This is a genomic window from Streptomyces sp. NPDC001728 (genome assembly GCF_040297565.1).
GTDB lineage: Bacteria > Actinomycetota > Actinomycetes > Streptomycetales > Streptomycetaceae > Streptomyces.
Genome location: NZ_JBEOZK010000010.1, coordinates 56,891 through 80,876, shown reverse-complemented (window position 1 = coordinate 80,876; position 23,986 = coordinate 56,891). Strand labels below are relative to the sequence as shown.

The 23,986-nt window shown below is 72.3% G+C and carries 22 protein-coding genes and 1 riboswitch; of the genes, 13 read left to right on the top strand and 9 right to left on the bottom strand.

What is annotated here, in order from left to right:
* Positions 1-5 precede the first annotated feature (5 nt).
* The 4 genes from hpnH (at position 6) to ABT154_RS17190 (ending at position 3,375) form a co-directional block, all read left to right on the top strand.
* Complete coding sequence (gene hpnH, locus ABT154_RS17205) at positions 6-1,028, top strand: adenosyl-hopene transferase HpnH (RefSeq protein WP_351857654.1); 1,023 nt, start codon at positions 6-8, stop codon at positions 1,026-1,028.
* Positions 1,029-1,068: 40 nt separating this feature from the next.
* Entirely contained in the window at positions 1,069-2,454 is a 1,386-nt protein-coding gene (locus ABT154_RS17200; RefSeq protein ID WP_351857653.1) for an aspartate aminotransferase family protein, read from the top strand.
* Positions 2,455-2,540: 86 nt separating this feature from the next.
* On the top strand, positions 2,541-3,170 hold the full coding sequence (locus ABT154_RS17195) for a helix-turn-helix domain-containing protein (RefSeq protein ID WP_351857652.1): 630 nt from the start codon (positions 2,541-2,543) through the stop codon (positions 3,168-3,170).
* A 49-nt stretch (positions 3,171-3,219) separates the two neighbouring features.
* Positions 3,220-3,375, top strand: a complete 156-nt coding sequence (locus tag ABT154_RS17190) for a DUF6126 family protein (RefSeq protein ID WP_351857651.1) — start codon at positions 3,220-3,222, stop codon at positions 3,373-3,375.
* Positions 3,376-3,441: 66 nt separating this feature from the next.
* Here ABT154_RS17190 and ABT154_RS17185 read toward each other — a convergent pair whose 3' ends face one another.
* Positions 3,442-4,263: a tyrosine-protein phosphatase gene (locus ABT154_RS17185; protein WP_351857650.1), complete on the bottom strand. Its 822-nt coding sequence runs from the start codon at positions 4,261-4,263 to the stop codon at positions 3,442-3,444.
* Positions 4,264-4,637: 374 nt separating this feature from the next.
* Positions 4,638-4,794: riboswitch (cyclic di-AMP (ydaO/yuaA leader) on the top strand.
* A 2-nt stretch (positions 4,795-4,796) separates the two neighbouring features.
* On the opposite strand from ABT154_RS17185, the gene ABT154_RS17180 reads away from it, so the two are divergent.
* Complete coding sequence (locus ABT154_RS17180; RefSeq protein ID WP_351857649.1) at positions 4,797-5,777, top strand: M23 family metallopeptidase; 981 nt, start codon at positions 4,797-4,799, stop codon at positions 5,775-5,777.
* Positions 5,778-5,929: 152 nt separating this feature from the next.
* Positions 5,930-6,724 carry an SGNH/GDSL hydrolase family protein gene (locus ABT154_RS17175; protein WP_351857648.1) on the top strand — a complete coding sequence of 265 codons (795 nt, stop codon included), beginning with the start codon at positions 5,930-5,932 and terminating at the stop codon, positions 6,722-6,724.
* Here the strand turns inward: ABT154_RS17175 and ABT154_RS17170 are convergent.
* Genes ABT154_RS17170 through ABT154_RS17150 form a run of 5 tightly spaced genes read right to left on the bottom strand, consistent with a single transcriptional unit; the run spans position 6,711 to position 11,969 of the window.
* Positions 6,711-7,589, bottom strand: a complete 879-nt coding sequence (locus ABT154_RS17170) for an STM4011 family radical SAM protein (RefSeq protein WP_351857794.1) — start codon at positions 7,587-7,589, stop codon at positions 6,711-6,713. The two genes, ABT154_RS17175 and ABT154_RS17170, sit on opposite strands and share 14 nt — an antisense overlap.
* A 51-nt stretch (positions 7,590-7,640) precedes the next feature.
* The gene (locus ABT154_RS17165) at positions 7,641-8,984 is read right to left on the bottom strand and encodes an STM4012 family radical SAM protein (RefSeq protein ID WP_351857647.1); all 1,344 of its coding nucleotides are present in this window, start codon (positions 8,982-8,984) and stop codon (positions 7,641-7,643) included.
* Complete coding sequence (locus ABT154_RS17160; protein ID WP_351857793.1) at positions 8,981-9,802, bottom strand: STM4013/SEN3800 family hydrolase; 822 nt, start codon at positions 9,800-9,802, stop codon at positions 8,981-8,983. Before ABT154_RS17160 ends, ABT154_RS17165 begins: the two co-directional genes overlap by 4 nt.
* Before the next feature lie 11 nt (positions 9,803-9,813).
* Positions 9,814-11,013 carry an STM4014 family protein gene (locus ABT154_RS17155; protein ID WP_351857646.1) on the bottom strand — a complete coding sequence of 400 codons (1,200 nt, stop codon included), beginning with the start codon at positions 11,011-11,013 and terminating at the stop codon, positions 9,814-9,816.
* The gene (locus ABT154_RS17150; protein WP_351857645.1) at positions 11,010-11,969 is read right to left on the bottom strand and encodes an STM4015 family protein; all 960 of its coding nucleotides are present in this window, start codon (positions 11,967-11,969) and stop codon (positions 11,010-11,012) included. The genes ABT154_RS17155 and ABT154_RS17150 overlap by 4 nt, the downstream gene beginning before the upstream one ends.
* Before the next feature lie 187 nt (positions 11,970-12,156).
* Here ABT154_RS17150 and ABT154_RS17145 point away from each other — a divergent pair, with 187 nt between their 5' ends.
* From ABT154_RS17145 to ABT154_RS17135, 3 genes are all read left to right on the top strand, one after another.
* Positions 12,157-12,483, top strand: coding sequence for a DUF8820 family protein (locus ABT154_RS17145; RefSeq protein WP_351857644.1), 327 nt, complete (start codon positions 12,157-12,159; stop codon positions 12,481-12,483).
* Between the two features lie 69 nt (positions 12,484-12,552).
* Positions 12,553-13,572: a DUF6745 domain-containing protein gene (locus ABT154_RS17140; protein ID WP_351857792.1), complete on the top strand. Its 1,020-nt coding sequence runs from the start codon at positions 12,553-12,555 to the stop codon at positions 13,570-13,572.
* A gap of 149 nt (positions 13,573-13,721) precedes the next feature.
* Positions 13,722-14,492, top strand: a complete 771-nt coding sequence (locus tag ABT154_RS17135) for an SIMPL domain-containing protein (protein ID WP_351857643.1) — start codon at positions 13,722-13,724, stop codon at positions 14,490-14,492.
* 55 nt (positions 14,493-14,547) lie between these two features.
* On the opposite strand, the gene ABT154_RS17130 is transcribed toward ABT154_RS17135, so the two are convergent.
* Both ABT154_RS17130 and ABT154_RS17125 read right to left on the bottom strand, forming a co-directional pair.
* Complete coding sequence (locus ABT154_RS17130; protein WP_351857642.1) at positions 14,548-15,180, bottom strand: TetR/AcrR family transcriptional regulator; 633 nt, start codon at positions 15,178-15,180, stop codon at positions 14,548-14,550.
* Between the two features lie 145 nt (positions 15,181-15,325).
* Entirely contained in the window at positions 15,326-16,504 is a 1,179-nt protein-coding gene (locus tag ABT154_RS17125; protein WP_351857641.1) for a glutamate dehydrogenase, read from the bottom strand.
* 178 nt (positions 16,505-16,682) lie between these two features.
* On the opposite strand from ABT154_RS17125, the gene ABT154_RS17120 reads away from it, so the two are divergent.
* Positions 16,683-17,927 (top strand): MBL fold metallo-hydrolase, encoded by a 1,245-nt coding sequence (locus ABT154_RS17120; RefSeq protein ID WP_351857640.1) that lies wholly within the window; start codon positions 16,683-16,685, stop codon positions 17,925-17,927.
* Between the two features lie 411 nt (positions 17,928-18,338).
* Positions 18,339-19,019, top strand: a complete 681-nt coding sequence (locus tag ABT154_RS17115; RefSeq protein ID WP_351857639.1) for a hypothetical protein — start codon at positions 18,339-18,341, stop codon at positions 19,017-19,019.
* 361 nt (positions 19,020-19,380) lie between these two features.
* Here the strand turns inward: ABT154_RS17115 and ABT154_RS17110 are convergent, their stop codons facing one another.
* Complete coding sequence (locus ABT154_RS17110; protein ID WP_351857638.1) at positions 19,381-19,749, bottom strand: hypothetical protein; 369 nt, start codon at positions 19,747-19,749, stop codon at positions 19,381-19,383.
* Positions 19,750-20,384: 635 nt separating this feature from the next.
* Here ABT154_RS17110 and ABT154_RS17105 point away from each other — a divergent pair.
* Both ABT154_RS17105 and ABT154_RS17100 read left to right on the top strand, forming a co-directional pair.
* On the top strand, positions 20,385-23,006 hold the full coding sequence (locus ABT154_RS17105) for an SdrD B-like domain-containing protein (RefSeq protein WP_351857637.1): 2,622 nt from the start codon (positions 20,385-20,387) through the stop codon (positions 23,004-23,006).
* Positions 23,007-23,119: 113 nt separating this feature from the next.
* Positions 23,120-23,962 (top strand): hypothetical protein, encoded by an 843-nt coding sequence (locus tag ABT154_RS17100; protein WP_351857636.1) that lies wholly within the window; start codon positions 23,120-23,122, stop codon positions 23,960-23,962.
* Positions 23,963-23,986: the final 24 nt, after the last annotated feature.

Sequence of the window (23,986 nt, the reverse complement as noted above, 5' to 3'; positions counted from 1 at the left end):
GAGTTATGGCCATGCCGCTCCGTCAGTCCATCCGGGTCGGGACCTATCTCTTCGAACAGAAGCTCCGCAAGCGCGAGAAGTTCCCGCTCATCGTCGAACTCGAACCGCTCTTCGCCTGCAACCTCAAGTGCGAGGGCTGCGGGAAGATCCAGCACCCGGCCGGCGTCCTCAAGCAGCGCATGCCCGTCGCCCAGGCCGTCGGGGCGGTCCTGGAGTCCGGCGCCCCCATGGTGTCCATCGCGGGCGGCGAGCCTCTGATGCACCCTCAGATCGACGAGATCGTGCGGCAGTTGGTGGCCAAGAGGAAGTACGTCTTCCTCTGCACCAACGCGATGCTGATGCGCAAGAAGCTGGAGAACTTCACCCCCTCCCCGTACTTCGCCTTCGCCGTGCACATCGACGGGCTGCGCGAGCGGCACGACGAGTCGGTCGCCAAGGAGGGCGTGTTCGACGAGGCGGTGGCGGCGATCAAGGAGGCCAAGCGGCGCGGCTTCCGGGTCACCACCAATTCGACCTTCTTCAACACCGACACCCCGCAGACCATCATCGAGGTGCTCAATTTCCTCAACGACGACCTCCAGGTCGACGAAATGATGATCTCGCCCGCCTACGCGTACGAGAAGGCGCCCGACCAGGAGCACTTCCTCGGCGTCGAGCAGACCCGCGAACTCTTCAAGAAGGCTTTCGCCGGGGGCAACAGGCGCCGCTGGCGGCTCAACCACTCGCCGCTCTTCCTGGACTTCCTGGAGGGAAAGGCGGACTTCCCCTGCACCGCCTGGGCCATTCCCAACTACTCGCTCTTCGGCTGGCAGCGCCCCTGCTATCTGATGAGCGACGGCTACGTCCCCACGTACCGCGAGCTCATCGAGGACACCGACTGGGACAAGTACGGCCGGGGCAAGGACCCGCGCTGCGCCAACTGCATGGCGCACTGCGGCTACGAGCCCACCGCGGTCCTCGCCACCATGGGCTCGCTCAAGGAATCCCTGCGCGCGGTCAGGGAGACCGTCTCCGGGAACAGCGCGTGAGGAGGGGGCGGGCGAGGGAGCTGGAGAGGAAGGGGCCGCGATGAGCGGGGAGTTCGACCTGCGGACGCTGCTCGCCGAGCGCGGCGGCGAGCGGTACGAGCTGCATGCCCGCTACCTCAACCACCAGCTCCCGCGCATGCTCCACACCATCGGCTTCGACAAGGTCTACGAGCGGGCCGAGGGAGCCCATTTCTGGGACGCCGACGGGGTCGACCACCTCGACATGCTCGCCGGCTTCGGCGTGATGGGTCTCGGACGGCACCACCCCGTCGTCCGCAAGGCCCTCCATGACGTCCTCGACGCCCAGCTCGCCGACCTCACCCGCTTCGACTGCCAGCCGCTGCCCGGACTCCTCGCCGAGCGCCTCCTCGCCCACAGCCCCCACCTCGACCGGGTCTTCTTCGGCAACAGCGGCACGGAGGCGGTCGAGACCGCCCTCAAGTTCGCCCGGTACGCCACCGGGCGCCCCAGGGTCCTCTACTGCTCCCACGCCTTCCACGGGCTCACCGCCGGCTCCCTCTCCGTCAACGGCGAGAACGGCTTCCGCGACGGCTTCGCGCCGCTGCTGCCCGACACGCCGATCGGGCTCGGCGACCTCGACGCCCTGGAGCGGGAGCTGCGCAGGGGCGACGTGGCCGCCTTCGTCGTCGAGCCCATCCAGGGCAAGGGCGTCCACGCCTCCCCGCCCGGCTTCCTGCGGGCGGCCCAGGAGCTGCTGCACCGGCACGGCGCCCTGCTCATCGCCGACGAGGTGCAGACCGGCCTGGGCAGGACCGGCGACTTCTACGCGTACCAGCACGAGGACGGGGTCGAACCGGATCTGGTCTGCGTCGCCAAGGCGCTCTCCGGCGGCTATGTGCCGGTCGGCGCCACCCTCGGCAAGGACTGGATCTTCAAGAAGGTCTACTCGTCGATGGACCGGGTCCTGGTCCACTCGGCGAGCTTCGGATCGAACGCCCAGGCCATGACCGCCGGGCTCGCCGTCCTCTCGGTCATGGAGGGCGAGGGGACGGTCGCGCACGCCCGCCGGATCGGGGACCTGCTCTCCGGTCGCCTCAAGGAGCTGGTGCCCCGGTACGAGCTGCTGCACGAGATCCGGGGACGCGGTCTGATGATCGGGATCGAGTTCGGCCGGCCGTCCTCGCTGGGGCTGCGCAGCCGCTGGACGATGCTCCAGGCGGCCCGCAAGGGCCTCTTCGCCCAGATGGTCGTGGTCCCGCTGCTCCAGCGGCACCGCATCCTCACCCAGGTCTCCGGGGACCATCTGGAGGTGATCAAGCTGATCCCGCCGCTGGTCATCGACGAGGCGGACGTGGACCGGTTCGTCACCGCCTTCACCGCCGTCATGGACGACGCCCACGGCGGCGGCGGGCTGATGTGGGACTTCGGAAAGACGCTGGTCAAGCAGGCGGTCGCACAGCGCTGAAAGGCGCGGCCGGACGGATGACCCCGGGCTTTTGCCTCTGAGGCAAGAAACTTGCCTCAGAGGCACGATCCTGGCGCAATAGAGGCATGGACCACGTCCCCGGGGACCATCCCCCGGACCCTGCCGTTCCCGACGTCCTGCCCGACGTCGCCCCGCAGCTGCGGGCCCTGCGCCGCCGCCGGGGACTCACCCTGGAGGCCGCCGCCCAGCGGGCCGGGCTCTCGCCGGCCCACCTCTCGCGCCTGGAGACGGGGAACCGTCAGTCCTCACTGCCGATGCTGCTGGGCCTCGCCCGTATCTACGGTACGACGGTCTCCGAGCTTCTCGGCGAGGCACCCCCCGAGCGGGACCCCGTCGTCCGCGCCGGGCGCTCCGAACCCGTCGAGGCGGACGGCTGGATCTACCGCCAGGCCGGCGGCGCCGGCCGTGCCCTCCAGTGCCTGCGGGTCCACGTGCCGTACGCCACCCGGGCCGACATCGTGCGCGTCCACCCGGGCGAGGAGTGGATCCACGTCCTGGAGGGCCGGGTGCGGCTCGCGCTCGGTGAGGCCGTCCACGTCCTCGATCCCGGGGACAGTGCGCACTTCGATTCGCTCACCCCGCACCGGATCGGCGCCGCCACGCCCGGCGGAGCCGAACTGCTCTTCGTCCACACCCTGCTGCAGAGTCCTGCCGCCGAGCTGTGTCTCGGTGACGGAACCCCGCACCGGCGCTGATCCCGCGTGCCTCCCGAGAGGCACGCCCCTTCGTCAGAAAAGGACCGAGATGTCCGAGAAGTCACGACCTGTCACCGGTGAAGAGCGCGGGGGAGGCAAGTTCCCCAAAGGGCTCGCCCTCCGACTCTTCGCGTATCTGATCGCCGGACACCTCTTCGCCGGCTTCATCTACCTGCTCTTCGTGCTGGGCGGGCAGAACCAGTAGCCGGTCCGGGGTGCGGGAGCGGCGACACGGGCCCGGGGTGCGTCACCGGGCCCGGACCGCCGGGGCTCAGGCCTCCGTGAGCAGGCGCTCCCGCAGCCGCTCGCGGGTCTCCGGGGCCAGCTTCAGGCCCTCGGCGAGGTAGGTGTCCACCGAGCCCCAGGTCTCCTCGATGGTCTCGAAGGCGCCCCGCAGATACTCCACCCGCGCGTCGAACAGCGGGCTCAGCAGCTCCATCACCTCGGGCGACATGGCGTCGGAGGCGGTGGAGCTGCGGCGCACCTTGTAGCGGCGGTGCGGTTCGTTCGACTTCACGTAGTCGGCCTCGATGGCCTCCCGCTCGACCCCGAGGGCGAGCAGGGTGATCGCGATCGAGAGCCCGGCGCGGTCCTTGCCCGCGGCGCAGTGCATCAGGGCGGGGACGCTGTCCTCCGCGAGCGCGTGCAGGACACGGCTGTGCTCGGCGGTCCGCTCGACCACCATCTTCCGGTACGAGTCGGACATCCGGCCGGCGGCCTTCCCGTCACCGAGGATCCCCCGCAGCTGGACGAGGTCTCCCTCCTGGACCAGCTTCCAGAACTCCTTTCCATCGGCCGGGTCGTTGAGCGGTATGTTCACGTTCCGCGTGCCGGGCAGCTCGACGTCGGGCCCCTCGAGCTTGCGGTCGGCCAGGTTCCGGAAGTCGAAGACCGTGTGCAGCCCCAGCGAGGAGAGGAAGGCCGCGTCCTCCTCGGTCGCGTGGGCGAGGTGGCCGCTGCGGAACAGGCGGCCGGGGCGCACCGCGCGCCCGTCCGTCGTCGGCAGACCCCCCACGTCCCGGAAGTTGCGGACCTCGGCCAGCTCGGGCTCGTTCGCGTCGGCGGGCGGGACCTGCGGCAGCTGCTGCGTCACGGCTGCTCCTGTTCTCTCGATCGATTCCTGGGGCAATCATCTCGGGTGCCGGCGGGGGAACACACCCCCCGGCTCCGGAATGGGCGATCTGTCCGTATTGAGGAGTTCGCCATAACCCGCCCTGGTTGCTGGGGAGATGGGGATCGGCGCGTGAGCAGCGTCATAACCGTGACGGACCGTGCCTGATCGTCTTTTCCAAATACCCCCCGGGAAAAGGAGATCGAGAGACCGTCATCAACGGAGGGTGACCGGAATTCTGGCCGGATGACACGGAATCCCCAAGCGCTTGAAAAACATCGGCTTGTTCACGCCGACCCCACTCGTCTAGCGTCACGCTCAATCCGGACGGACCGCCGAATCCTGCCACCGACCGGAATCCGAACTCACCCGTACGAGGCAGGAGCGGGGGACCCAGGTAAGTCGCCGATCCCTCGAAGAAGGACGGCTCGGGGTGAAGCCGCGTGAGAACGCGGCCGGACATCTCCAGTCCGAACCCGACAGCTCACCTCGCAGGCGCCGGAGAGGAATTCGCCATGCCCGCAAAGGGTAAGCACCGCCGCACCATGCCCAACCGCCTGGCCCGTGGCATCGCCGCCGCCGGCACCGGAGGCGCCGTCGTCGCCCTCCCGCTCCTCGGAGCCACCGGCGCCCACGCCGCCGAGCAGGCCGCCCCGGCCGCCGCCCCCGCCCAGGTGAAGGCCGCCGCCGTCGAGGCCGCGCCCGCCGCCGCGAAGGCCGCGCCGAAGACGTACGCCGTCGTCCGCGGCGACTACCTCTCGAAGATCGCCGCCGAGCACCACCTCACCGGTGGCTGGCAGAAGCTGTACGAGGACAACCGACAGGTCGTCGGCGAGAACCCCTCGCTCATCCTGCCCGGCATGAAGCTCACCCTCGGCGCCAAGAGCACCGCCCCGGCCGCCGCCCCGAAGGGCACCGTCAAGGCCGCCCCGAAGGCCGAGCGCAAGGACTCCGCGAAGAGCTCGGGCGACACCACGCGCGCCTCCCGAGGCTCCGAGCGCCCGGCCGCCCCGGCCGCCGCCGCCTCGGACGCCGCCACCACCTCGCGGTCCTCCGGCACCTCGGACGCCGGCACCTCGGCCTCCGCGTCCGGCTGGGTCAGCCCCGTCAGCGGGGGCGGCTTCTCCACCCCGTACCACGCCTCCGGCTCCATGTGGTCCTCCGGCTACCACACCGGTGTCGACTTCATCGCCTCCTCCGGCACCACCGTCCGCGCCGTCGGCGCCGGCACGGTCGTCTCGGCCGGCTGGAGCGGCGCGTACGGCAACGAGGTCGTCATCCAGCACGCCGACGGCAACTACTCGCAGTACGCCCACCTCTCCTCCCTCTCCGTCTCGGCCGGCCAGTCCGTCAGCGGCGGCCAGCAGATCGGCCTCTCCGGCTCCACCGGCAACTCCACCGGGCCCCACCTGCACTTCGAGATCCGCACCTCGCCGAGCTACGGCTCCGACGTGGACCCGCTGGCCTACCTCCGCCAGCACGGCGTCTCCGTCTGACGCCCACGGCATTTCCGACGGCCCGGCACGTGTGTGCCGGGCCGTCGGCGTATTCCGGCTTGGCGAATTCTTTATCGGTGGCATATGTCACCCTGCGTCAACCCCTCCTTACGGTCGCGTAGGTCACATCCGAAAGGGAAGGATGTGCTCCCGTGGCAGACGATTCGAGATCAACAGACAAGAACGCATTCGGGTCGTACGCGGCGATCGGTGACAGCTTCACCGAGGGCGTCGGAGACCCCGGACCCGACGGGACCTACGTCGGCTGGGCGGACCGCTTCGCGGTGCTGCTCGCCGACCAGCTGCCGGAGCACGACGCCTTCCGCTACGCCAACCTGGCCGTACGCGGGCGCCTCCTCGACCAGATCGTGGCCGAACAGGTCCCCAGGGCGAAGGAACTCGCCCCCGACCTGGTGACCTTCTGCGCCGGCGGAAACGACATCATCCGCCCCGGCACGGACCCCGACGACGTCGCCGAGCGCTTCGAGCGCGCCGTCGCCGAACTGACCTCCGCCGTCGGCACGGTCATGGTCACCACCGGCTTCGACACCCGCGACGTGATCCTCCTCAAGCACCTGCGCGGCAAGATCGCCACCTACAACGGGCACGTCCGGGCCATCGCCGACCGCTACGGCTGCCCCGTCCTCGACCTCTGGTCGCTGAAGTCCGTCCAGGACCGGCGTGCCTGGGACGACGACCGGCTGCACCTCTCGCCCGACGGCCACACCCGGGTCGCGCTGCGCGCCGCCCAGGTCCTCGGCATGCCGGTCCCCGCCGACCCCGACCAGGCGTGGCCGCCGGTTCCCCCGCGCGGCACGCTCGAAGTGCGCCGCGACGACATCCACTGGGCGAAGGAGTACCTCGTGCCGTGGATCGGGCGCCGCCTGCGCGGCGAGAGCTCCGGCGACCACGTCGAGGCCAAGCGCCCGAACCTCATGCCCCTGTAGTCGGGGGCACGACCGACGGGCCGACGCCGGCGGGGATCCGCTCCAGGACCCCGCCGGCGAACACGTCGTACAGCGGCAGTGTCTCCAGATGGACGTAGCCGATGTGACAGTCGCAGACGGCGAGCGGACAGGCGCGGGGGCGCAGGGCGGCCCGGTACGAACCGTCGTACAGGTTCCCCAGCTCGGCCTTGACGAAGTGGCAGCGCCGCACCGTCCCCTCGCCGTCCACAGAGATCACCGACTCCCCGGTCCGGCAGGGCAGCCCGGCCGAACGGTGCGGATGACGGCTGTACGGGAACAGCGGGTCGATCCGCGTCCACTCCGCCGCCTCCGCGTCGGTGTACGTGTGCCCCTCCGCCGCGTTCACCCAGAGGTAGACGTGCGCCGGCAGCGCCGCCCGCAGCCTGCGGGCGTGCTCCGCGTGCTCGGGAAGGCCCACCACGCCGACGCTGAACCGGATGCCCCGGCCGGCCAGCTCACCGCACTTGCCGAGGAAGCGCTCGTACGGCGTCTGCCCCGGGTGGTACGTGCACCAGAGCGCCACGCTCTCCGGGTCCGCCTCCGCCAGCCAGTCGGTCCGGCAGCTCAGATTGGTCTGGATCGCCACCCGCTCGACGTGCGGCAGCCGGGACAGTTCGACCAGCGCCCGCCGGTACCAGGAGCGGACGAGGCCCTCGCCCCACGGGGTGAAGAGGATCCGCAGCCGGTCGCCGGTCTGCCCGGCGGCCCAGCCGGCGAACCGGTCGAGCGCGGCCCGGTCCGCGCGCAGCTGCTCCCGGCTGTCGCGGCGCTTGGCGAAGGGGCAGTAGGGGCAGTCGAAGTCGCAGGAGGAGAGCGGGCCGCGGTAGAGCAGCGTCAGGTCCATGCCCGTGGCCGGGTCGGGGCCCAGGAGCGGTGTCAGGTCCACGGTCGCCGCCTACTTCGCCTCGTACGCGGCCATCGCGGCCCGTACGGCGGGGGAGAAGAGCTCGGGGCCCAGCCCGTCGGAGTGCGCGAGGCCCTCCGGGGACAGGCGCAGCAGCCCCGCCGGGGCCGCCGTGTCCAGCCAGCCGTAGCCCTCGAACCGGGCGAGGTCCGGGCCGAAGTCGGTGAAGGGGGAAGAGCCGAACCGCTCCTCGTACCCGTCGACGGGCATCCCCTCCGCCTGGAGCAGCGACTGGAGGAGATGACGGCGCCGGGCCTCGGCCCCGGTCGTCCCGTACCCGTGCCGGGCGCGTGAGAAGTCCTCCGTCTGCGTGTAGGCGTCGATGATCGTGCGGATCCTCCGCATGTCGACGGCGTAGTCGAAGGAGTAGTGCAGGGCGGAGGTGTACGAGCGGGCCCCGCAGCCCAGGCCGATCATGCCGTCCGTCTGGCAGGCGTAGTCGTCAGGGCCGGAGGGACCGGCGTCCGCGCGGCGGAACATCCGCATCGAGACCTGCTCGTAGCCGTGCGCGAGGAGATGGTCCCTGCCGTACCGGTAGAGGCGGAGCCGCTGCTCGTCCCAGGCCTGGTCGGCCGCCGCGGGGTCCTGGATCCGGCCGAGGCCGGTGAGCGGGCGCACGTACAGGGGATAGAGGTACAGCTCCTCCGGCCGCCAGGCGAGGGCCGCGTCCAGCGAGAGCCGCCAGGACCGCTCCGTCTGGCCGTCGATCCCGTAGATCAGGTCGATGTTCAGCACGGGGACGCCGGTCTCCCGGATGCGGCCCAGCGCCGTCTCGACGTCGGCGCGGCGCTGCGGCCGGACGGCCGCCCGTGCCTCGGCCTCCACGAAGCTCTGCACGCCGATGCTGAGCCGGGTCGCTCCCCGCTCGGCGAGGACCGCGAGGCGGTCGGCGGTCGCCGTCGACGGCGAGGTCTCCACCGAGAGCGGCACCGCCCGCAGATCCGCCCCCATCCGCTTCTCGACGATGTCGCAGAGCCGCTCCAGCTCGGCGGCGGTGAGGAAGGTGGGCGTGCCGCCGCCGAACGCGGCCGTCGCGAACCGCACCGGCCCGGTGTCCCCGAGGGCCTCGCGCACGGCGGTGGCCTGACGGTCGAGCGCGTCCAGGTAGCGGGTCGTCAGCTCGTCCGGGGCGCCGATGCGGGTGAAGAGGTTGCAGAAGCCGCAGCGGACCTCGCAGAACGGTACGTGCGCGTAGAGGGAGAGCGCGTCCTTCGGCTCGTCCCGCCAGAGCGCCGCCAGGGACGGCCCCGGGGCGGGCAGCGGCCGGTACGCCGTCTTGTGCGGGTACGCGTAGACATAGCTCCGGTACGGGCGCGGGGTGGCTCGGTCGCTCATGCCACGGCCTCCGGCTCCGGGCCCGTCAGCTCGAACTGCGCGTACGGGACGGTCCAGACGACCTCGTGGCCGAAGCGGTGGCCGGTGTGACCGTCCTCCCCGTAGGCGGTGCCGTGGTCGGAACAGACGATCGCGAAGCACGGGCGGCGACTGCTCATCGCGGCGAAGAGCCGCCCGATGTGCCGGTCGACGTGGACGAGGGCCGCCGCGTGGGTGGCCCGGGAGTCGCCGGCCTCGCGGGTCGCGCCCGGCAGGTGGAACCAGTTGGGCTGGTGCAGCGCGGACACGTTGACGAAGAGGAACAGCCGCTGCTCTTGGGGGAGCCCGGCGACGACCTCCTCGGCGCGCGTCACCTGCGACTCGAAGGAGGTGGGGGAGGCCACGCCGAAGGCGGGCTCCCAGTGGCTCTCCTGGAAGAGGTCCGGGAGCACGGAGCCGAGCGGCGGCTGCTTGTTGAAGAATCCGACGCCGCCGACGCACACCGTCCGGTAGCCCTCGCCCGCGAGGGCGGAGACGAAGTCAGGGGTGTCGTGGACGTAGGTGCCGTCGGCGGTCGACTCGCTGCCCGCGAAGCGGGCGGCGAACAGACGCGGGTGCGGGCCCGGGGTGGTCGGCGTCGGCAGGAAGCCGGCGAATATCGCCTGGTGGGAGGCGTACGTGAAGCTGCCGGGGGCGTGTCGCCGCTCCCAGGCCCCGCCGGGGAGACGGCGGGCCAGATTCGGGATGCGGCCCTCGGCCGCGAGCTCCACCGCCACGTCGTACCGGAGCGTGTCGAGGGTGACCAGGAGCAGATCGTGGCTTCCGACGATCGCGTTCATGTCGGGCTGGTTCACGCGGTGCTCGTTCCTGTGGTGCTGGTGCTGGTGCTGGTGCTGGTGCTGGTGGTGGCAGTGGTAGTGGTAGTGGTAGTGGTGGTGTGCTTCCTGCGGTGGGCCGGGAACTGCGCCGCGACCTGGGCCGCGTACGTGTCGAGGCCCTCCGCCCCGCTGCCGGGCAGGCCCGCGAGGCCCGGGAGCAGATCCCCGAAGGCATTCACCTCGCCCACGGCGAAGCGGCGCCAGTCCGTGGAGGGCAGCAGGTCCACGCCCACGCACCCGGTGCCGGGGAAGACGGCCGCGGCCCGCTCGCACACCCCGAGCGCGTCCGTCCACCGCCCGCCGGCCGCGCCGATCGCGGCGCGGGCCGCGTCCAGATCGCCCCGGACGCCGCCCAGATGCAGATTGGTCATGGGAGAGCGGCTGGTGCGGAGCACCGCATGGGTGGCCCGCCCGTCGACGACGACCACCCGCAGGTCGGCGGCCCGGCCGTCCTGGGTGGCCTTGGGCAGCCAGCGCTCGACGTGCAGACCGTCGGGGGCGAGGGCGTCCACGATCGCGGCGACCTCGCTCTCGCTGGTGTAGCGCCGTACCCGCAGGGAGTTGAAGAGCCGCCCGCCGGGCCCGCGCTCCACCGAGGTGGTGGCCTGGATCCGCCCCGCGCCGTTCGTCTCGACGGCCAGCACGCCCGAGGCGGAGGAACCGTGCGCGAGCTTCACGAACACCCTGCGCATCCCGGTCCCCACGGTCAGCGCCTTCACATCGGCCCAGCCGCGTACAGCGGGGGCGGACGGCCCGGACGTGGGGGACTCGGGCACCGGGACTCCGGCGCCGCTCAGCAGGCCGTGGCTCAGCCGCTTGTCGAACAGGGCCGCCAGCTCGGCGGGATCGTCGACGAGGACGGCGCCCGCGTCGGCGACGGTCCCGGCGAGCTCCGCCGCGGCGGCGACGAACCGCCCGTACCAGCGGCCCGTGCCCTCCACCCGCGACGGCTCGTCGACGCCCCGGAGCAGCCGGTCGGCCTCCGGGTCCTCACCGGGCGAGTCCAGGCGCACGGTCTCGCCCGGGGCGAACCGCGCCGTGCCGCGAAGTACTTCGGGCCAGGACACCGCCCGCGCCTCGGGCAGCCCGGCGGACCGCAGCGCGTCCCGGAAGAACGCGACGCGACGGCCCGCCGGATCGCCGACGACCACGAGGCGCGGGCGGGCGGTCATTCGGCGACCGCGACGTACCGGTAGACCTCGCCGTCGCCGTCGTCCTCCGGATCCTGCGGGTCGTCGAGGACGACGGTCACGCCGTGCGGCGCGAGGGCGGAGCTGAGCCGGTCCGCCATGGCCTGGGAAAGGTAGTGGTGGGTGAGGTCGAGACGGGTGAGATGGGTCAGCGGCTGCCCGTCGAGCAGGGCCGCCGCCCCCTCGTCGGTGAGTACGCCCATGGACAGGTCCAGCCGCTCGATCCGGGCGACGACCGGGGCGCCCGCCACGGCGGCGGCGACGGCGTCCTGGATCACGCTGTTGCACAGACCGAGGGAGCGCAGGGCCGGGAACGACGAGCCGGAGAGCAGCGGCGCCAGGTCCTCGGTCGTGCTGTCACCGCCGTACTCGTCGGTGCCGAGCCACAGTTCCAGCTTCTCCAGGGCGGGCAGGTCGCTGCCCACGATCCCGCGCACCACCTCGGCGCCCAGGCCGCCCGTCTCCACGACCAGGGTCTCCAGGCAGTTGTGCCGGATGGAGGGGAAGGCCAGGCTCGTGCCGCCGCGGACCGCGAACTCCCGCAGGGCCGGGTAGGCGGCGAGCAGCGGGGTCACATCGGACTGCACGATCCACGAGATCTCGCAGTCCTCGGACCCCATCTCCCCGAGGAACACGGCCTCCAGGCCGGTGAGCCGGTTGTTCGCGGCGATGAGCGCCGTGACGATGGCGGCGGACGACTCCTCGTACGCCTCGTTCCAGCCGCCGACGATCAGCGCCCGCACCCTGCCCGTGTCCACCGTCTTCAGGAACCGCTCGAACAGCGGCCCCCACTCCTCGTCCCCGGGGTCGCTGTACGTGGGGGCGGAGATCCGCCAGGCCACGTCGGCCGCGCCGGGCAGCTCGCCCCGCGCGTCCGCCTCGGGGAACTCGAACACGGGCAGTCCGTGGAACTTCCTCAGGTGGTGGTCAACGGTCATGACGGTGCTCCCGGCGACGGACGACGTGGATCGGCTGATGCCAAGAGTTGTACCAAGCGGCACTGACAACACCCTTGGCCGGGTCGGCTCGACGGGGGCGGGGACCCGGTTCGGGGCCCGTTGTCAGACCCGGCCTCTAGCGTCGTTCCCATGTCCGGCCACACCGGCCGGACGGGGAGGGAGAGCCATGTACCGGCAGGGAGACGTGCTGATCGCGCCCGTCGAGGAGACGGCCGTTCCCGAGCGGGCCAGGACGGCCACGGGGGAGCCCAGGGACGCCAGGGGCCGGCTGGTCCTCGCGCTCGGCGAGGTCACCCGGCACGCCCACGCGATCCCCGGACCCGGGCGGCTCGTGCGGGAGCCGGGGCCCTTCGGCCCGCTCCTGCTCGAACTCCCCGAGGGGGGCCGGGTGGTGCACGAGGAGCACGCGCCGATCGCGCTGCCCAAAGGCTGGTACCGGGTCGTGCGGCAGCGGGAGTACGTGCCCGGCGCGTACCGGATCGTCGCGGACTGACCGCGTGACCCGTTCACCCGCATGACCGCGAACTCGCACCGACCGAACGAGAACCTGGGGGACACCGACATGAACCGCACCACCGCACAGGACAAGTGGCGCTCCGTCGCCGCGGCCACCGGGCCCGCCGACCGCGCCGCCGCCGAGGCCGGCGTCCGGCTCGCCTACCGCACGGCCGGCCTCGCCGAACCCGACCGCGTTCTCTGGGCGGACTCGCCCGTCGAGGCCGTCGCGCTCCTGGCCCGCCTGCCGGACCCGGGCCGCCCGGTACGGGACGAGGTGCGCACCCGGCCGTGGGCCGAGGAGCGTCGCCGCCTCCACGACGCCCTGGGGCCCGCCGCCTGGGCGGCGCACTGGCAGTCGACCGGGGCGGTGCTCTGGGACCTGACCCGGGCCCTCGCCGACCGGATACGGGCGGGGGTGACCGAGGCCGTCGAGGCGGCGGAGGAGGGGGACGAAGGGCCGGACGACGTCCGTCTCGTACTGCTCGACGCGGTGCTGGGTCAGCACGACGCCGCCTGGCTCGCCGCGTTCGACGGCCAGGGCGAGCGCCTCGCGGGCCTCGCCGCCGTCGCCGAGAACGCCGGCTGGTGGTGGCCGTACGAGAACGCCGTCGTGGTCTGCGAGCGTCCCGTCGAACTCCACCGCGACGAGGCCGGGCGGCTCGACCGGGGCGACGGCCCCGCACTCGCCTACCCCGACGGATTCGCCCTGCACGCCTGGCGGGGCATGACGGTGCCCGCGGAGTTCCTCGCCGGACTCGCCGGACTCACCCCGGAGCGGATACGGCAGGAGGAGAACGCCGAACTGCGGCGCGTGATGCTGGAGTACTACGGCTACGACCGCTACCTCGCCGCCTCGGGAGCCGTGCACGAGCACCAGGACGAGACGGGTGTCCTCTGGCGGATCGGGCTGCCCGACGACGAGGACGTGGTGATGGTCGAGGTCGTCAACTCCACGCCCGAGCCCGACGGCAGCCACCGCACCTACTGGCTGCGGGTGCCGCCGACGACCAGGACCGCGCGCCAGGGCGTCGCCTGGACCTTCGGTCTGCGGCCCGACGCGTACGCACCGCTCGTCCAGACCTGAGGACGCGGCGAGGGGAGGGACGGGCGGGCCCGGCTGGTACGAACGAGGTGAAGGGAGCCGCCGTCAGGAGTGGCGTACGGGTGGCGGCGGCGCCGGGTGCTGGGATGTGCCCGCCGGAGCCCCGGCACCCACCCTCGAAGGGACCGCCCGTGACGATCCGTCGGCCCAGTGCCGCCCGTACCACCCGTCTGCTCGCCGCCACCGCCGTGCTCGGCGGCCTTCTCGTCGGCACCGCCGCCCCCGCCCTGGCCGCCGCGCCCGAGCGGACGGCTCTCCGGACCGCGGCCCGTGCGGAGGCGCCCGCGACGGTCACCGTCGCCGGCAGCGGCCAGGCCGCCGCGGCCCCCGACCTGGCGATCGTGTCCGTCGCCGTCGAGGCCGGCCGCAAGACCGCGAAGGAGGCGATGGCCGCGCAGAACACCGCGGCCGAGGCCCTTCTCGGCGTGCTGCGCAAGCAGGGCATCGCCGACCGGGACATCCGTACCGACAGCCTCTCGCTGTCTCCCGTCTACACCCAGACTTCCGCGGGCGAGAGCAAGGTGACCGGCTACCAGGCCGGCCAGTCCTTCTCCGTGAAGGTCCGCGACATCGACAGGACGGGCCAGGTCATCGGCGCCGTCAACGACGCCACCGGCGACGCGGTCCGGATCAACGGCGTCGTCTTCGACGTCGCCGACCCCTCGGCGCTGCGAGTGAGGGCGCGCGAGGCGGCCTACAAGGACGCGCACGACAAGGCGGCGCAGCACGCCCGGCTCAGCGGACACCGGCTCGGCCGGCTCGTCTCGCTCAGCGAGGGCGAGTCGGTGCGCCCCGGCCCCGGTGTCGCGCCCGCCCTCGCGGCCGACGAGCCGGGCGTGCCGCTCGCCCCGGGCGAGATCGAGGAGCACATCACGGTCTCGGCGGTCTACGAGCTGATCTGACGACGGGGCTCCGAGGCGGAGCCGGGCCGCGTTGCCGCCGGGCGCGGAGGCGGCCCTACGCGGGTCCGTCGATCCCGGGTTCTTCGCCGTCCTCGTCGGGGAGGTCGAGCTCCCGGGCCAGGGCCTCGTCCGCCCAGCGCAGCATCGCGGCACGGGAGAGGGAGCCGGCGTAGGCGGTCGTCTGCACCGCGAGACCGTCGAGGAAGGCGGTGAGCCGCCAGGCCGCGACCGCCGGATCCGCGCAGCGGAACTCCCCGGCGGCGGCCCCCTCCGTGATCACCCCGGTCAGCGCCGCCTTCCACTCCTGGTCGAGGGAGGCGGCGACGCGCCGGAGCTCCGGGTCGCGCAGCGAGGCCGCCCAGCCCTCGATCCACAGCCGCCAGCCCTTGGCCTGCCCGGTCGGGGCGTACCAGCGCACGGCGGCCCGCAGCCGTCGCGCGGCGCTGGTGCGGCGCCCGAGGAGCTGCCGCAGATGAGCGAGGTCGGCCTCGGCGGCGTGCGCGAAGGCGGCGGTGACCAGCTTTTCCTTGGACGAGAAGTGGTAGAGCACCAGGGCGTTGCTCACTCCGAGGGCGGAAGCCACGTCGGAGATCCGGACGGCGGCGACGCCACGCGCCTCGATCTGTCCGACGGCGGCCCGCAGCAGCTCGTCCCGTCGCTCGGCCACGCTCAACCGCACTCTCGCCACGCCGGTCACCCTACACAGCACATGACAAGAACATGATCATCAGTGGCGCCGCCACGCGGCCGGACCACAGGCCGACCGGTGGCACCGGACCGCCATCACCACCGGACCGGTGGCACCGGACCGCCGTCGCCCGCCCATCGTCGGATCAGTACCAGCCGTAGCGTTCCGCGATCACCGGCAGCCGTTCCGTCACCAGCGCGTGCGCCGCGGCGCGCGGGCTCGTGCCGTCCGCCTCCGCGCGGTCGAGCATCCCGCCGACGAGGGTCCGCATCGCCCGCCGCACCCGGTCGAAGGCCTGGTCGGCGTCGGCCTCGATGTCGCCGAAGAGCGTCCACCACCACCAGGCGTTGGTGCACGAGTTCACGACGACGTCCGGCAGTACGGTCACCCCGCGCGCGGCGAGCGCCTCCTCGGCCTCCGGAAGCACCGGCATGTTGGCCGCCTCGGCGATCCAGCGGGCCGTGATCCGGCCCTGGTTGCCGGCGTCGATCGCGTACGAGACGGCCGCGGGCACCAGCACCTCCGCCTCGGCGGACAGCCAGGCGTCCCCGGGCTCCTCGCGGTCGCCGGGCCGCAGGACCGACCGGTCGACGGCGCCGTGGGCGTCGCGGGCCGCGAGCAGCGCCTCGACGTCGAGGCCGTCGGGGTTGGCGATCGTGCCCCGGACGTCGGCGACGGCCACCACCCGCAGGCCCGCCCGCGCCAGGAACCGGGCGGTCGCCCCGCCCATCGTGCCGAGACCCTGCAGCGCCACCCGCGTCCCCGCGTACTCCCGGCCGGCCCGGTCGAGGGCGACGAGCACGGACTCGGCGACCCCGAGGCCGCCGACCAGCTCGTCCAGGCCGATGCCGTCGACATCGATCGCGAAGGCGTCGGCGAGCCGCCGCCGGGCGGCCACCTCGTCGTCCAGGAGCGGATAGACCGCCTGCACCGAGGAGACGAGCCCCGCCTCGGCCACGGCCCGGTCGACCAGGTCCTGGGTGAGCCCCAGGTCCTCGCCGGTGGTCCAGAACCGCTCGACGTACGGCCGCATCGCTCGCAGATAGCGGACCAGGACGCCGTACGCCTCGGGGGAGCGCGGGTCGCAGTCGATGCCGCCCTTCGCGCCGCCCAGCGGGACGTACCGGGCCTTCTCGTCGTAGTGCAGGGCCTCCTTCATGGTCATGCCACGGGCGAGCCCGGCGACCTCCTCGGCCGTGCAGCCCTCCCGCATCCGCAGTCCGCCGCTGGCCACGCCGCGCACCAGCCGGTCGATCACCAGATGCCCCCGGCGCCCGGTCACGTGGTCGGTCCAGCCGACGGACATCAAGGGGGCGGAACTCATGGCGGATCTCCTCGGGAGGGGCGGGCCGGCGGGCATGCCGTACTGAACAGCGGTTCAGTATGCCGGACCGTCCGGCCACCCCGTCCCCGCCACCCGTGACAGTGCGGCGGCGTCCTTCCCCGACCGTTCGCCGCCCGGTCCGCCCATAATGGAACGACCCCAGAGATCAGGAGGTCCTGTGACCGGTACCGGCTCCGACCGTTCGCCACGGGCGCGGCTGCGCGCGCTGCGCCCCGAGTCCTTCGGCGCGGACCCCACGGGCGAGCGCCTCGCCCGTATCCACCGCTCGCCGAACTTCGCGGACGGGATCTTCCAGAACCCCGAAGCGGCCCGACGCGGGCCCTCCGGCTCCGGCGTCGACTTCGCCAAGAGCTACTTCGACAAGGAAGGACGCTCGCGCCGCGCCCCCACCGGCACGATCCCCGTCCACCCCACCACCGTCGCCGACCTGGCCAGGCCCCCGGCCACCGGTCTGCGGCTGACCTGGATGGGGCACTCCGGCGTCCTCGCGGAGATCGACGGCCACCGGGTCCTCTTCGACCCGGTCTGGGGCGAGCGCTGCTCCCCCTTCCCCTTCGCGGGGCCGAAGCGGCTCCACCCGGTGCCCGCGCCGCTCGCCGCGCTCGGCCCGGTCGATGTCGTGGTGATCTCGCACGACCACTACGACCACCTCGACCTGCCGACGATCAAGGAGCTGGCCACCACCGACACCGTCTTCGCGGTGCCGCTGGGCGTCGGCGCGCACCTGGAGCGCTGGGGCGTACCCGCCTCCCGCCTCCGTGAGCTGGACTGGAACGAGTCCACCGAGATCGGCGACCTGCGGCTCACTGCCACCCCGGCCCGGCACTTCTGCGGGCGCGGGCTGCGCAACCGGCAGATGACCCTCTGGGCCTCCTGGGCGGTGGCGGGCCCGAGCCACCGGATCTTCCACAGCGGGGACACCGGCTACTTCTCGGGCTTCAAGGACATCGGCGCGGCCCACGGCCCCTTCGACGCCACCATGATCCAGATCGGCGCGTACTCGGAGTTCTGGACCAAGGACCACACGGACTACACGCCGCTCCCTGGCGGCTGGCCGGACATCCACATGACGCCCGCTGAGGGGGTCCAGACCCACCTTGACCTGCAGGGAGGCGCTCCGGGCGGCGTGCTTCTGCCGATCCACTGGGGCACGTTCAGCCTGGCCTTGCACGCGTGGGCGGAGCCGGGGGAGTGGACGAGGGATGCGGCCGAGGAGGTCGGCCAGGCGGTGGCGTTCCCTCACCCCGGTGAGCCGTTCGAGCCCGCGGGCAAGTTGCCTGGGGAGTCGTGGTGGCAGGCGGTGTCCCGTCCGATCGCGCGTCCGTGGCGGCGCCCCCGGAGTGTCGAGGTCGCGGCCGAGGAGACGCGGAGCGACGATCTCGATCTTGCGGGCGAGCTGTGACGCCGATCGGGGACGATCTTGCCGAGGGGGCGTCTCCCGGCCGAGACGGTACCGCTGCTCTGGCAGACGGGCCGGGCCACGCGGGCACGTGAGCTGGGAGCTGTCACCCTGGCGGCCGGCGGTCTCGGACCCGAGGGCGAGGCGCTCATACGCCTCGCCCTGGCACGCCTCGCCGTACAGTTCGACTTCTTCGAGGCCGTCCGGCAGGCCCGCGCCGGGGGGCGGAACTGCCCGGGATCTCCGTGACCGCGAAGGGACGGCTGCTCGCCGTGCTCGCCGTCGGCCTGTCGACGTCGGGCGAGCACGCGAAGGCCGAGCAGGTCGCCGCGGAGGCGTGGGAGACCGCGGCGGCGGGGGACCGCACCGCCGAGGCGACGCTGACGACCCCGCTCGGCCGTCGGCTTCCACCGCATGGACCTGACCGAGGCGTTCCGGCAGGCCGAGCGGTCCGCCGCGCTGGCCGAGGCCCTGGGCGTCAGTACCTCCCTGCGGGTGTCGGAGGCCTTGCGGCGCGCTCTCCTGTTGCACACCACCGGACACAGCGCGGAGGCGCTCGCCGTCGTGGAGGAGGGCATATGGATCACCAGGGAGCAGGGCCGGACGGCCGCCACCCGCACATGGCTCATGACCCGCACCCGCATCCTTCTGGAATCCGGCCGCCCGGCGGACGCCCGCGCCGACGCCGAAGCCGCGTCCGCGGCGGCCGACGATCCCGGTCCGGGCAACCTCGCCGACGTCACGCTCCGGTACGTGATGCTGCGCGTCGCCCTCCACACCGCCGACCGACAGGCCGCGGAGACGTACGCGGCGGAGGCGAAGCGCATGCGGAGCGACGGCGCACCCGTCGTCCGGCACTTCGGCACCTGGATGCCGGCCCTGCTGGCCGACTTCGAAGGCCGGCCCGACCGTGCCATGGCCGAACTCGACGAGGTGATGACGTCGCCCGCCGCGGACCGGCCCGCGTACGCCTGTCTGATCGACCCCGCCGACGCCGTCGTCGTCGAACTCCCGGACGCCTCCCACGCGGTCGTCCTGTCCGAGCCCACCCGGGTAGCCGACCTGATCAGGGACGCCGTATGGGCGACGAGCTGACCGCCCGACCTCCGCGATCACACGAGGGGACAGCGTCGTCTACGCCGCCGATGGCGAGAGCCCGCTGGACTTCCTGCCCTACCGGGAGGGCGAGCCGCTGCCCGGTGGCTTCGAGCTCGGCATCAACCCGGCCTGGTCAAGCACGAGGGAACCCAGGAGCGCCCCGAACAGCCCGCGGGCCCGGACCCGTGACTGAGCGCTTCGGCCGGCGAGCGTCGAGGAGCCGAGCGTGGGCACGCTCGGCTCCTCGACGGGAGACCCCATGACGTCCGTACGCCCTGGAGGCGCACGGTGGCCGGCCTCGCCCACCGAACACGCTCCTGGTGCAGGCAAGTGCGGTGCTGAAGGCGTGCTCAGGGAATCAGCAGCTGACCCAGCTGAGCCCCGCCACGTAGATCGGGTTGCCGGCGGAAGCCCAGACCTCCCGGTACTGCGTCGAGCCCTTCGGGCCCACTCCCGCGGAGTTCACGTACCCGCCGGACATCAGCTGGGCCGTCAGCCTCGGACACCTGCCGTCCGCCTTGTCATCCGTCACGTCGGCCCACGCCCACGTCTTGTTGTCGCAATACCGGATCCAGGCGTGCCCCTCGCTACGGCTCGAATAGAACGCGGCACCGCACTCGGCGGGCACGGAAGACGCGCCCGCCGGTTCCGCTGACGCCGAGCCGCTCAGTGCCATGACCGCGAAGAGCGCAGCGCCGGTCATCGACGCCCAATGCTTATTCCGCATGGAAACAGTCCCTTCGTCAGGTCTTCCGGCGGATCCACCGGCCCACCCAGCTTGCTGGCGCTCCGTCGCAGAACAGGCCCAGTGGCCGGAACTCACGACCCGAAAGACCGACGGCGCAACCTTGACAACAACGAGCCGCCTCCGGCTACGTGCGATTGCCAGAGGCGCACATCACTCCAGAGCCCTGCACCTTTCCGAAGTTCCGGACCGCCTCGCGGGCGTCAGAATGTTCTAAGGGCGAACAATATTGCGTCAATAGAGTAACGGAACTTCCCGGGAAATCGCTTTCACGCCTACGGCCTGGGAAAAGGCCGCAGAAAGAGGGGTGTGCGGAGGATGATTTCTTCACTGCGCCACGATGTTATGCAAAACCCCCCTAGGATCTCCGACGAGATGGTTCTCCGCATCTCTGTGTACTCCCTCATGAGCCGGGCGAAAGCCCCTTACAGTGCTGAGAGCAGGGGATGACATTCACACATGACGCCGCCAAGAGAGCCACGCCCGACCTGCGAGGGCCTCGGTGGGGCGTGCTCGGCCGCCGTACCGTCGGCTGTCTGGGCCTGCTCGCCCTGGGAATCGGCAGTGGCTCGTTAGCTGTGGCACCTGCGGCGTATTCGCAGGCAGATGAAGGGTCCGTGACGGTCCGGGTGATCCGGGCCGTGGACGACAGCGGTGTGTGGACACCCGCGCTGGAGCCGGGCATCGTCGGCGTCAGGGTGACCCTCACCGACGACGCGGGAGTGGGCGTCGAGGGGGTCACGGCGGCCGACGGCACCGTGACGCTGACTCCTCCCGAGGCCGGGGCCGCCAACGGCAAGTACCGCGTCCAGGTGGTCAACCCGAAGCCGGGTGTGCTGTTCCCGGCCTTCGCCTCCCGGAAGGGGCTGGAGGGTGCGCCCGAACAGCTCAGCAGCAACGAGGAGTTCGTCGACCTCTCCGACGGCAAGAGCGTGGCCTACACCACCGGACTGTGGAGCCCCGCCGACTACTGCCAGAAGAACGCGACCTTGCTGACGACCTGCCAGCCCGCCACGCGGGAGGGCGGGACGCAGCGCACGCTGGTCTCCTTCCCCTACTCGGCGCGCGGCCAGGACGGCGTCGACGTCAACGTCACGAACGTCGCCACCAACGCCGAGACCGGCACGCTGTACGGCATCGCGTGGAACAAGGCCGACAAGCGGGTGTTCTCCTCGGCGGTGGCCAAGCGCAGCACGGACTACGGTCCGGGCGGCGCGGGGGGAATCTACGTGACCGACCTCGCGCAGAAGAAGACCACCCTCTTCACGGTCGTGCCGGACGCGGGCACCACCGCGCACGGCACGGGCACCGACGACGCCTTCCTGACCGTGCCGGGCAAGGAGAGCCTGGGCGGCATCAAGGTCACCGACGACGGACAGGACCTGCTCGTCGTCAACCTCAACAACCGCAAGCTCTACCGCTACGACGCCACGGCGGCGACGGCGACTGCGCCCGAGGCCGCCACGGCCATCCCCGATCCGGGCTGTCCCGCTGCGGCGGACTGGCGTCCGTTCGGCCTCGGCCTGCACGACGGCGTCGGCTATGTCGGCGGGGTGTGCTCCGGCGAGTCGACCGGGAAGACCTCGGACCTGCGCGCCGTGGTCCTCCCCTTCGACATCGCCACCGGCGCGTTCCAGCGGCCGGTCCTCGACCAGCCACTGGACTACCCGCGCCAGTCCACGATCGGCGCGCCGCCGTGCGACGGAGCGAGCTGGTTCCCCTGGACCGGGACCTACCCGACCTCCCAGAACGGCCAGGCGTGCTCGACCTACCTCGCCCAGCCCGAACCGCAGCTGGGTGAGGTCGACTTCGAGTCCGACGGCTCCATGCTGCTGGCGTTCCGCGACCGTTTCGCCGACCGCGCACCGGCAGGACCCACTGCCGGCTCGGTCGGCACCGTGCTGTCCGGCGGCGACCTGAACAAGGCCTGCCTGGTGGACGGCGCGTACGTGATGGACACCAACAACGGCTGCGGGCTCTCCCCCCGGGGCACCCGGTTCTTCGACACCAGCCGGATGGGTGCCCACCACAACGCCTCCTTCGCGGGCATGGCGTTCTCCAAGGTCGAGGACACCATCGCGACCTCGGGATTCGATCCCAACAGCACCGCCTTCGGATACGGCACCACCTTCAACAAGCGGGACGGCAGCCAGGACCCCAAGTCCGGTCTGCGTCTCAACCCGGCCGGCTCGGCGGCCCCGTTCGGCAAGGGCGCCTCGATGGGCGACCTGGAGGTGCTCTGCGACCGGGCCCCGCTCCAGATCGGCAACCGGGTCTGGTACGACCCCGAGCGCACCGGCCTCCAGAAACCGGGCCAGCGCCCGGTCGCCGGAGCGACCGTCCACCTGTACGACGAGACCGGCAAGCTCGTGGGGACGACGGTGACGTCGCCACGCGGCGAGTACTACTTCGACGACTCCAACGTCACCGGTGGCCTCCGGCCGAAGACCAAGTACACCATCCGGCTCGACAACCCCGCCGACTACGCCAAGGACGGGCCGCTCCATCAGTGGGTGCCCACCAGGGCGGGCGTCGGCGACAACCGCTTCATCGACTCCAAGGGCGTCGTCCCGCCAGGGGGGAGGTTCCCCGAACGGGCGCTGACCACCGGCGGGCCGGGGCAGAACGACCACACGTACGACTTCGGCTTCCGGCAGCAGGAGGGCGCGCTGCGCCTGGTCAAGCAGGACCGGGGCGGCAAGACCCTGGCCCGGGCCACCTTCCAGCTGTGGAAGGAGACGAACGGCTCCGAGGGCCTGCAGATGTCCGGCGCCACGCCGGACACCCGGGTCGGCGGACCCTGCGTGACCCGTGGCGACGGACGTTGCGGGGGTACCGGCACCTCGGGCACCTACTACTGGCAGGAGGTCAAGGCGCCGGACGGCTACGCCCTTCCGAAGGACCCGGTGTTCGGACCGCTGGTGCTGACCTCCGACAACCTCGACCGCGGGGTCTCGGTGACGGCGGTCAACAAGCGGCTCTCCAAGCCGACGCCCAAGCCGACACCGACGACGAAGCCCAAGCCGACCACCCCGGCACCGGGCGCTCCCGGTGAACCGGGGGCCCCTGGTGCGCCGGGAGCACCGGGCGCCCCGGGTGACGGCTCCGGCTCGGGTGGTCTGGCGGCCACCGGCACCAGCCTGGCGGGTCCGTTGGCGGCGGGCTGCGGTGCGCTCGTCGTCCTCGGCGCGGGGCTGGTCGTGACGATGCGGCGCAAGCGAAAGGAACGGCAGCCCTAGCGCTTGAGCGGGGCGACCGGCACCGGTGACCATCCGGTCCGGCTCGGGCGGGTTCACAGACCAGAGGTCCGTGAACCCGCCTTCCTGTGCGACCGACGAGGGAGAGCGAGCACATGATGGGGAAGAAGAGGAAGCCCGGCGGCCGTGAGCCACGCCGGGTCCTCTGGTTCAGAACGTTGGCGGCGATCACGGTGTGCGGCGCCGTGGTGGGCGGCCTGGTGGCCTGGCGCGCCTTCTCCGCCGGCACCGTCACGGACCGGCCGGTGACGACGGAGGAGGCGTCCAGGCTGGCGCTGTCCCGGCTGGGCCTCTACCGGGCCAGTCCCGTGGCGGTGGCCCTCACCGCCGCCGAGGGCGGCGACGTGGTGGTGCGGGTCCAGGGGATCGTGGACTACCGCAACCACAGGGCCGTGGGGACGTACCGGGTCACCGGTGCCTCAGGGAGAGCGCAGCCCTCGGGAGCCGCAGGCCCCCCGGCACAGCGGCTCGACCAGGGGCTGATCGTCTGGGACGCGGGCGGCCTCGGCCTGGCAGCCACGCCCGAGGGCGACGGCAGCCCGTTCTGGCAGCAGGCTGAGCGCGTCCCGCGCTCCGGCTGGTCCGGGCGCTCCTATACGTCCGACCCGCTGGATGCGGGGCTCCAGTTGCTGATCGGGCTGGGCGCGGACCGCCCCGACAACCCGCTGCTGCTCGCGCAGTCCGGGGCCCGCTGGCTGGCGCGCGAACGCGTCGACGGCCGTGACTACGACCGGTTCGCGGGGCCGCGGGCGCAGGGTGCGGCCCGGGGCACGGGACCGGACGGCGGACGGTCGCCGCTGACGTACTGGGTCGACGGCGACGGCGGCCTGCGACGGGTGACGATGCGGATGCCGGGACTGGGTGTCCCGACCACCCTGGAGTTCTTCGGACGCGACGGCCTCGCGAAGCTCCCCGAAGCGCCGTGGATCACCCGTTGATCCTGCTCCGGGCCCCGGCACGTT

Bases quoted from the DNA above. Each gene is read 5' to 3' on its own strand.
- hpnH (WP_351857654.1), top strand. From the start codon at position 6: ATGGCCATGCCGCTCCGTCAGTCCATCCGGGTCGGGACCTATCTCTTC.
- ABT154_RS17200 (WP_351857653.1), top strand. From the start codon at position 1,069: ATGAGCGGGGAGTTCGACCTGCGGACGCTGCTCGCCGAGCGCGGCGGC.
- ABT154_RS17195 (WP_351857652.1), top strand. From the start codon at position 2,541: ATGGACCACGTCCCCGGGGACCATCCCCCGGACCCTGCCGTTCCCGAC.
- ABT154_RS17190 (WP_351857651.1), top strand. From the start codon at position 3,220: ATGTCCGAGAAGTCACGACCTGTCACCGGTGAAGAGCGCGGGGGAGGC.
- ABT154_RS17180 (WP_351857649.1), top strand. From the start codon at position 4,797: ATGCCCGCAAAGGGTAAGCACCGCCGCACCATGCCCAACCGCCTGGCC.
- ABT154_RS17170 (WP_351857794.1), bottom strand. From the start codon at position 7,589: ATGGACCTGACGCTGCTCTACCGCGGCCCGCTCTCCTCCTGCGACTTC.
- ABT154_RS17165 (WP_351857647.1), bottom strand. From the start codon at position 8,984: ATGAGCGACCGAGCCACCCCGCGCCCGTACCGGAGCTATGTCTACGCG.
- ABT154_RS17160 (WP_351857793.1), bottom strand. From the start codon at position 9,802: ATGAACGCGATCGTCGGAAGCCACGATCTGCTCCTGGTCACCCTCGAC.
- ABT154_RS17155 (WP_351857646.1), bottom strand. From the start codon at position 11,013: ATGACCGCCCGCCCGCGCCTCGTGGTCGTCGGCGATCCGGCGGGCCGT.
- ABT154_RS17150 (WP_351857645.1), bottom strand. From the start codon at position 11,969: ATGACCGTTGACCACCACCTGAGGAAGTTCCACGGACTGCCCGTGTTC.
- ABT154_RS17145 (WP_351857644.1), top strand. From the start codon at position 12,157: ATGTACCGGCAGGGAGACGTGCTGATCGCGCCCGTCGAGGAGACGGCC.
- ABT154_RS17140 (WP_351857792.1), top strand. From the start codon at position 12,553: ATGAACCGCACCACCGCACAGGACAAGTGGCGCTCCGTCGCCGCGGCC.
- ABT154_RS17125 (WP_351857641.1), bottom strand. From the start codon at position 16,504: ATGAGTTCCGCCCCCTTGATGTCCGTCGGCTGGACCGACCACGTGACC.
- ABT154_RS17115 (WP_351857639.1), top strand. From the start codon at position 18,339: ATGGACCTGACCGAGGCGTTCCGGCAGGCCGAGCGGTCCGCCGCGCTG.
- ABT154_RS17110 (WP_351857638.1), bottom strand. From the start codon at position 19,749: ATGCGGAATAAGCATTGGGCGTCGATGACCGGCGCTGCGCTCTTCGCG.
- ABT154_RS17100 (WP_351857636.1), top strand. From the start codon at position 23,120: ATGATGGGGAAGAAGAGGAAGCCCGGCGGCCGTGAGCCACGCCGGGTC.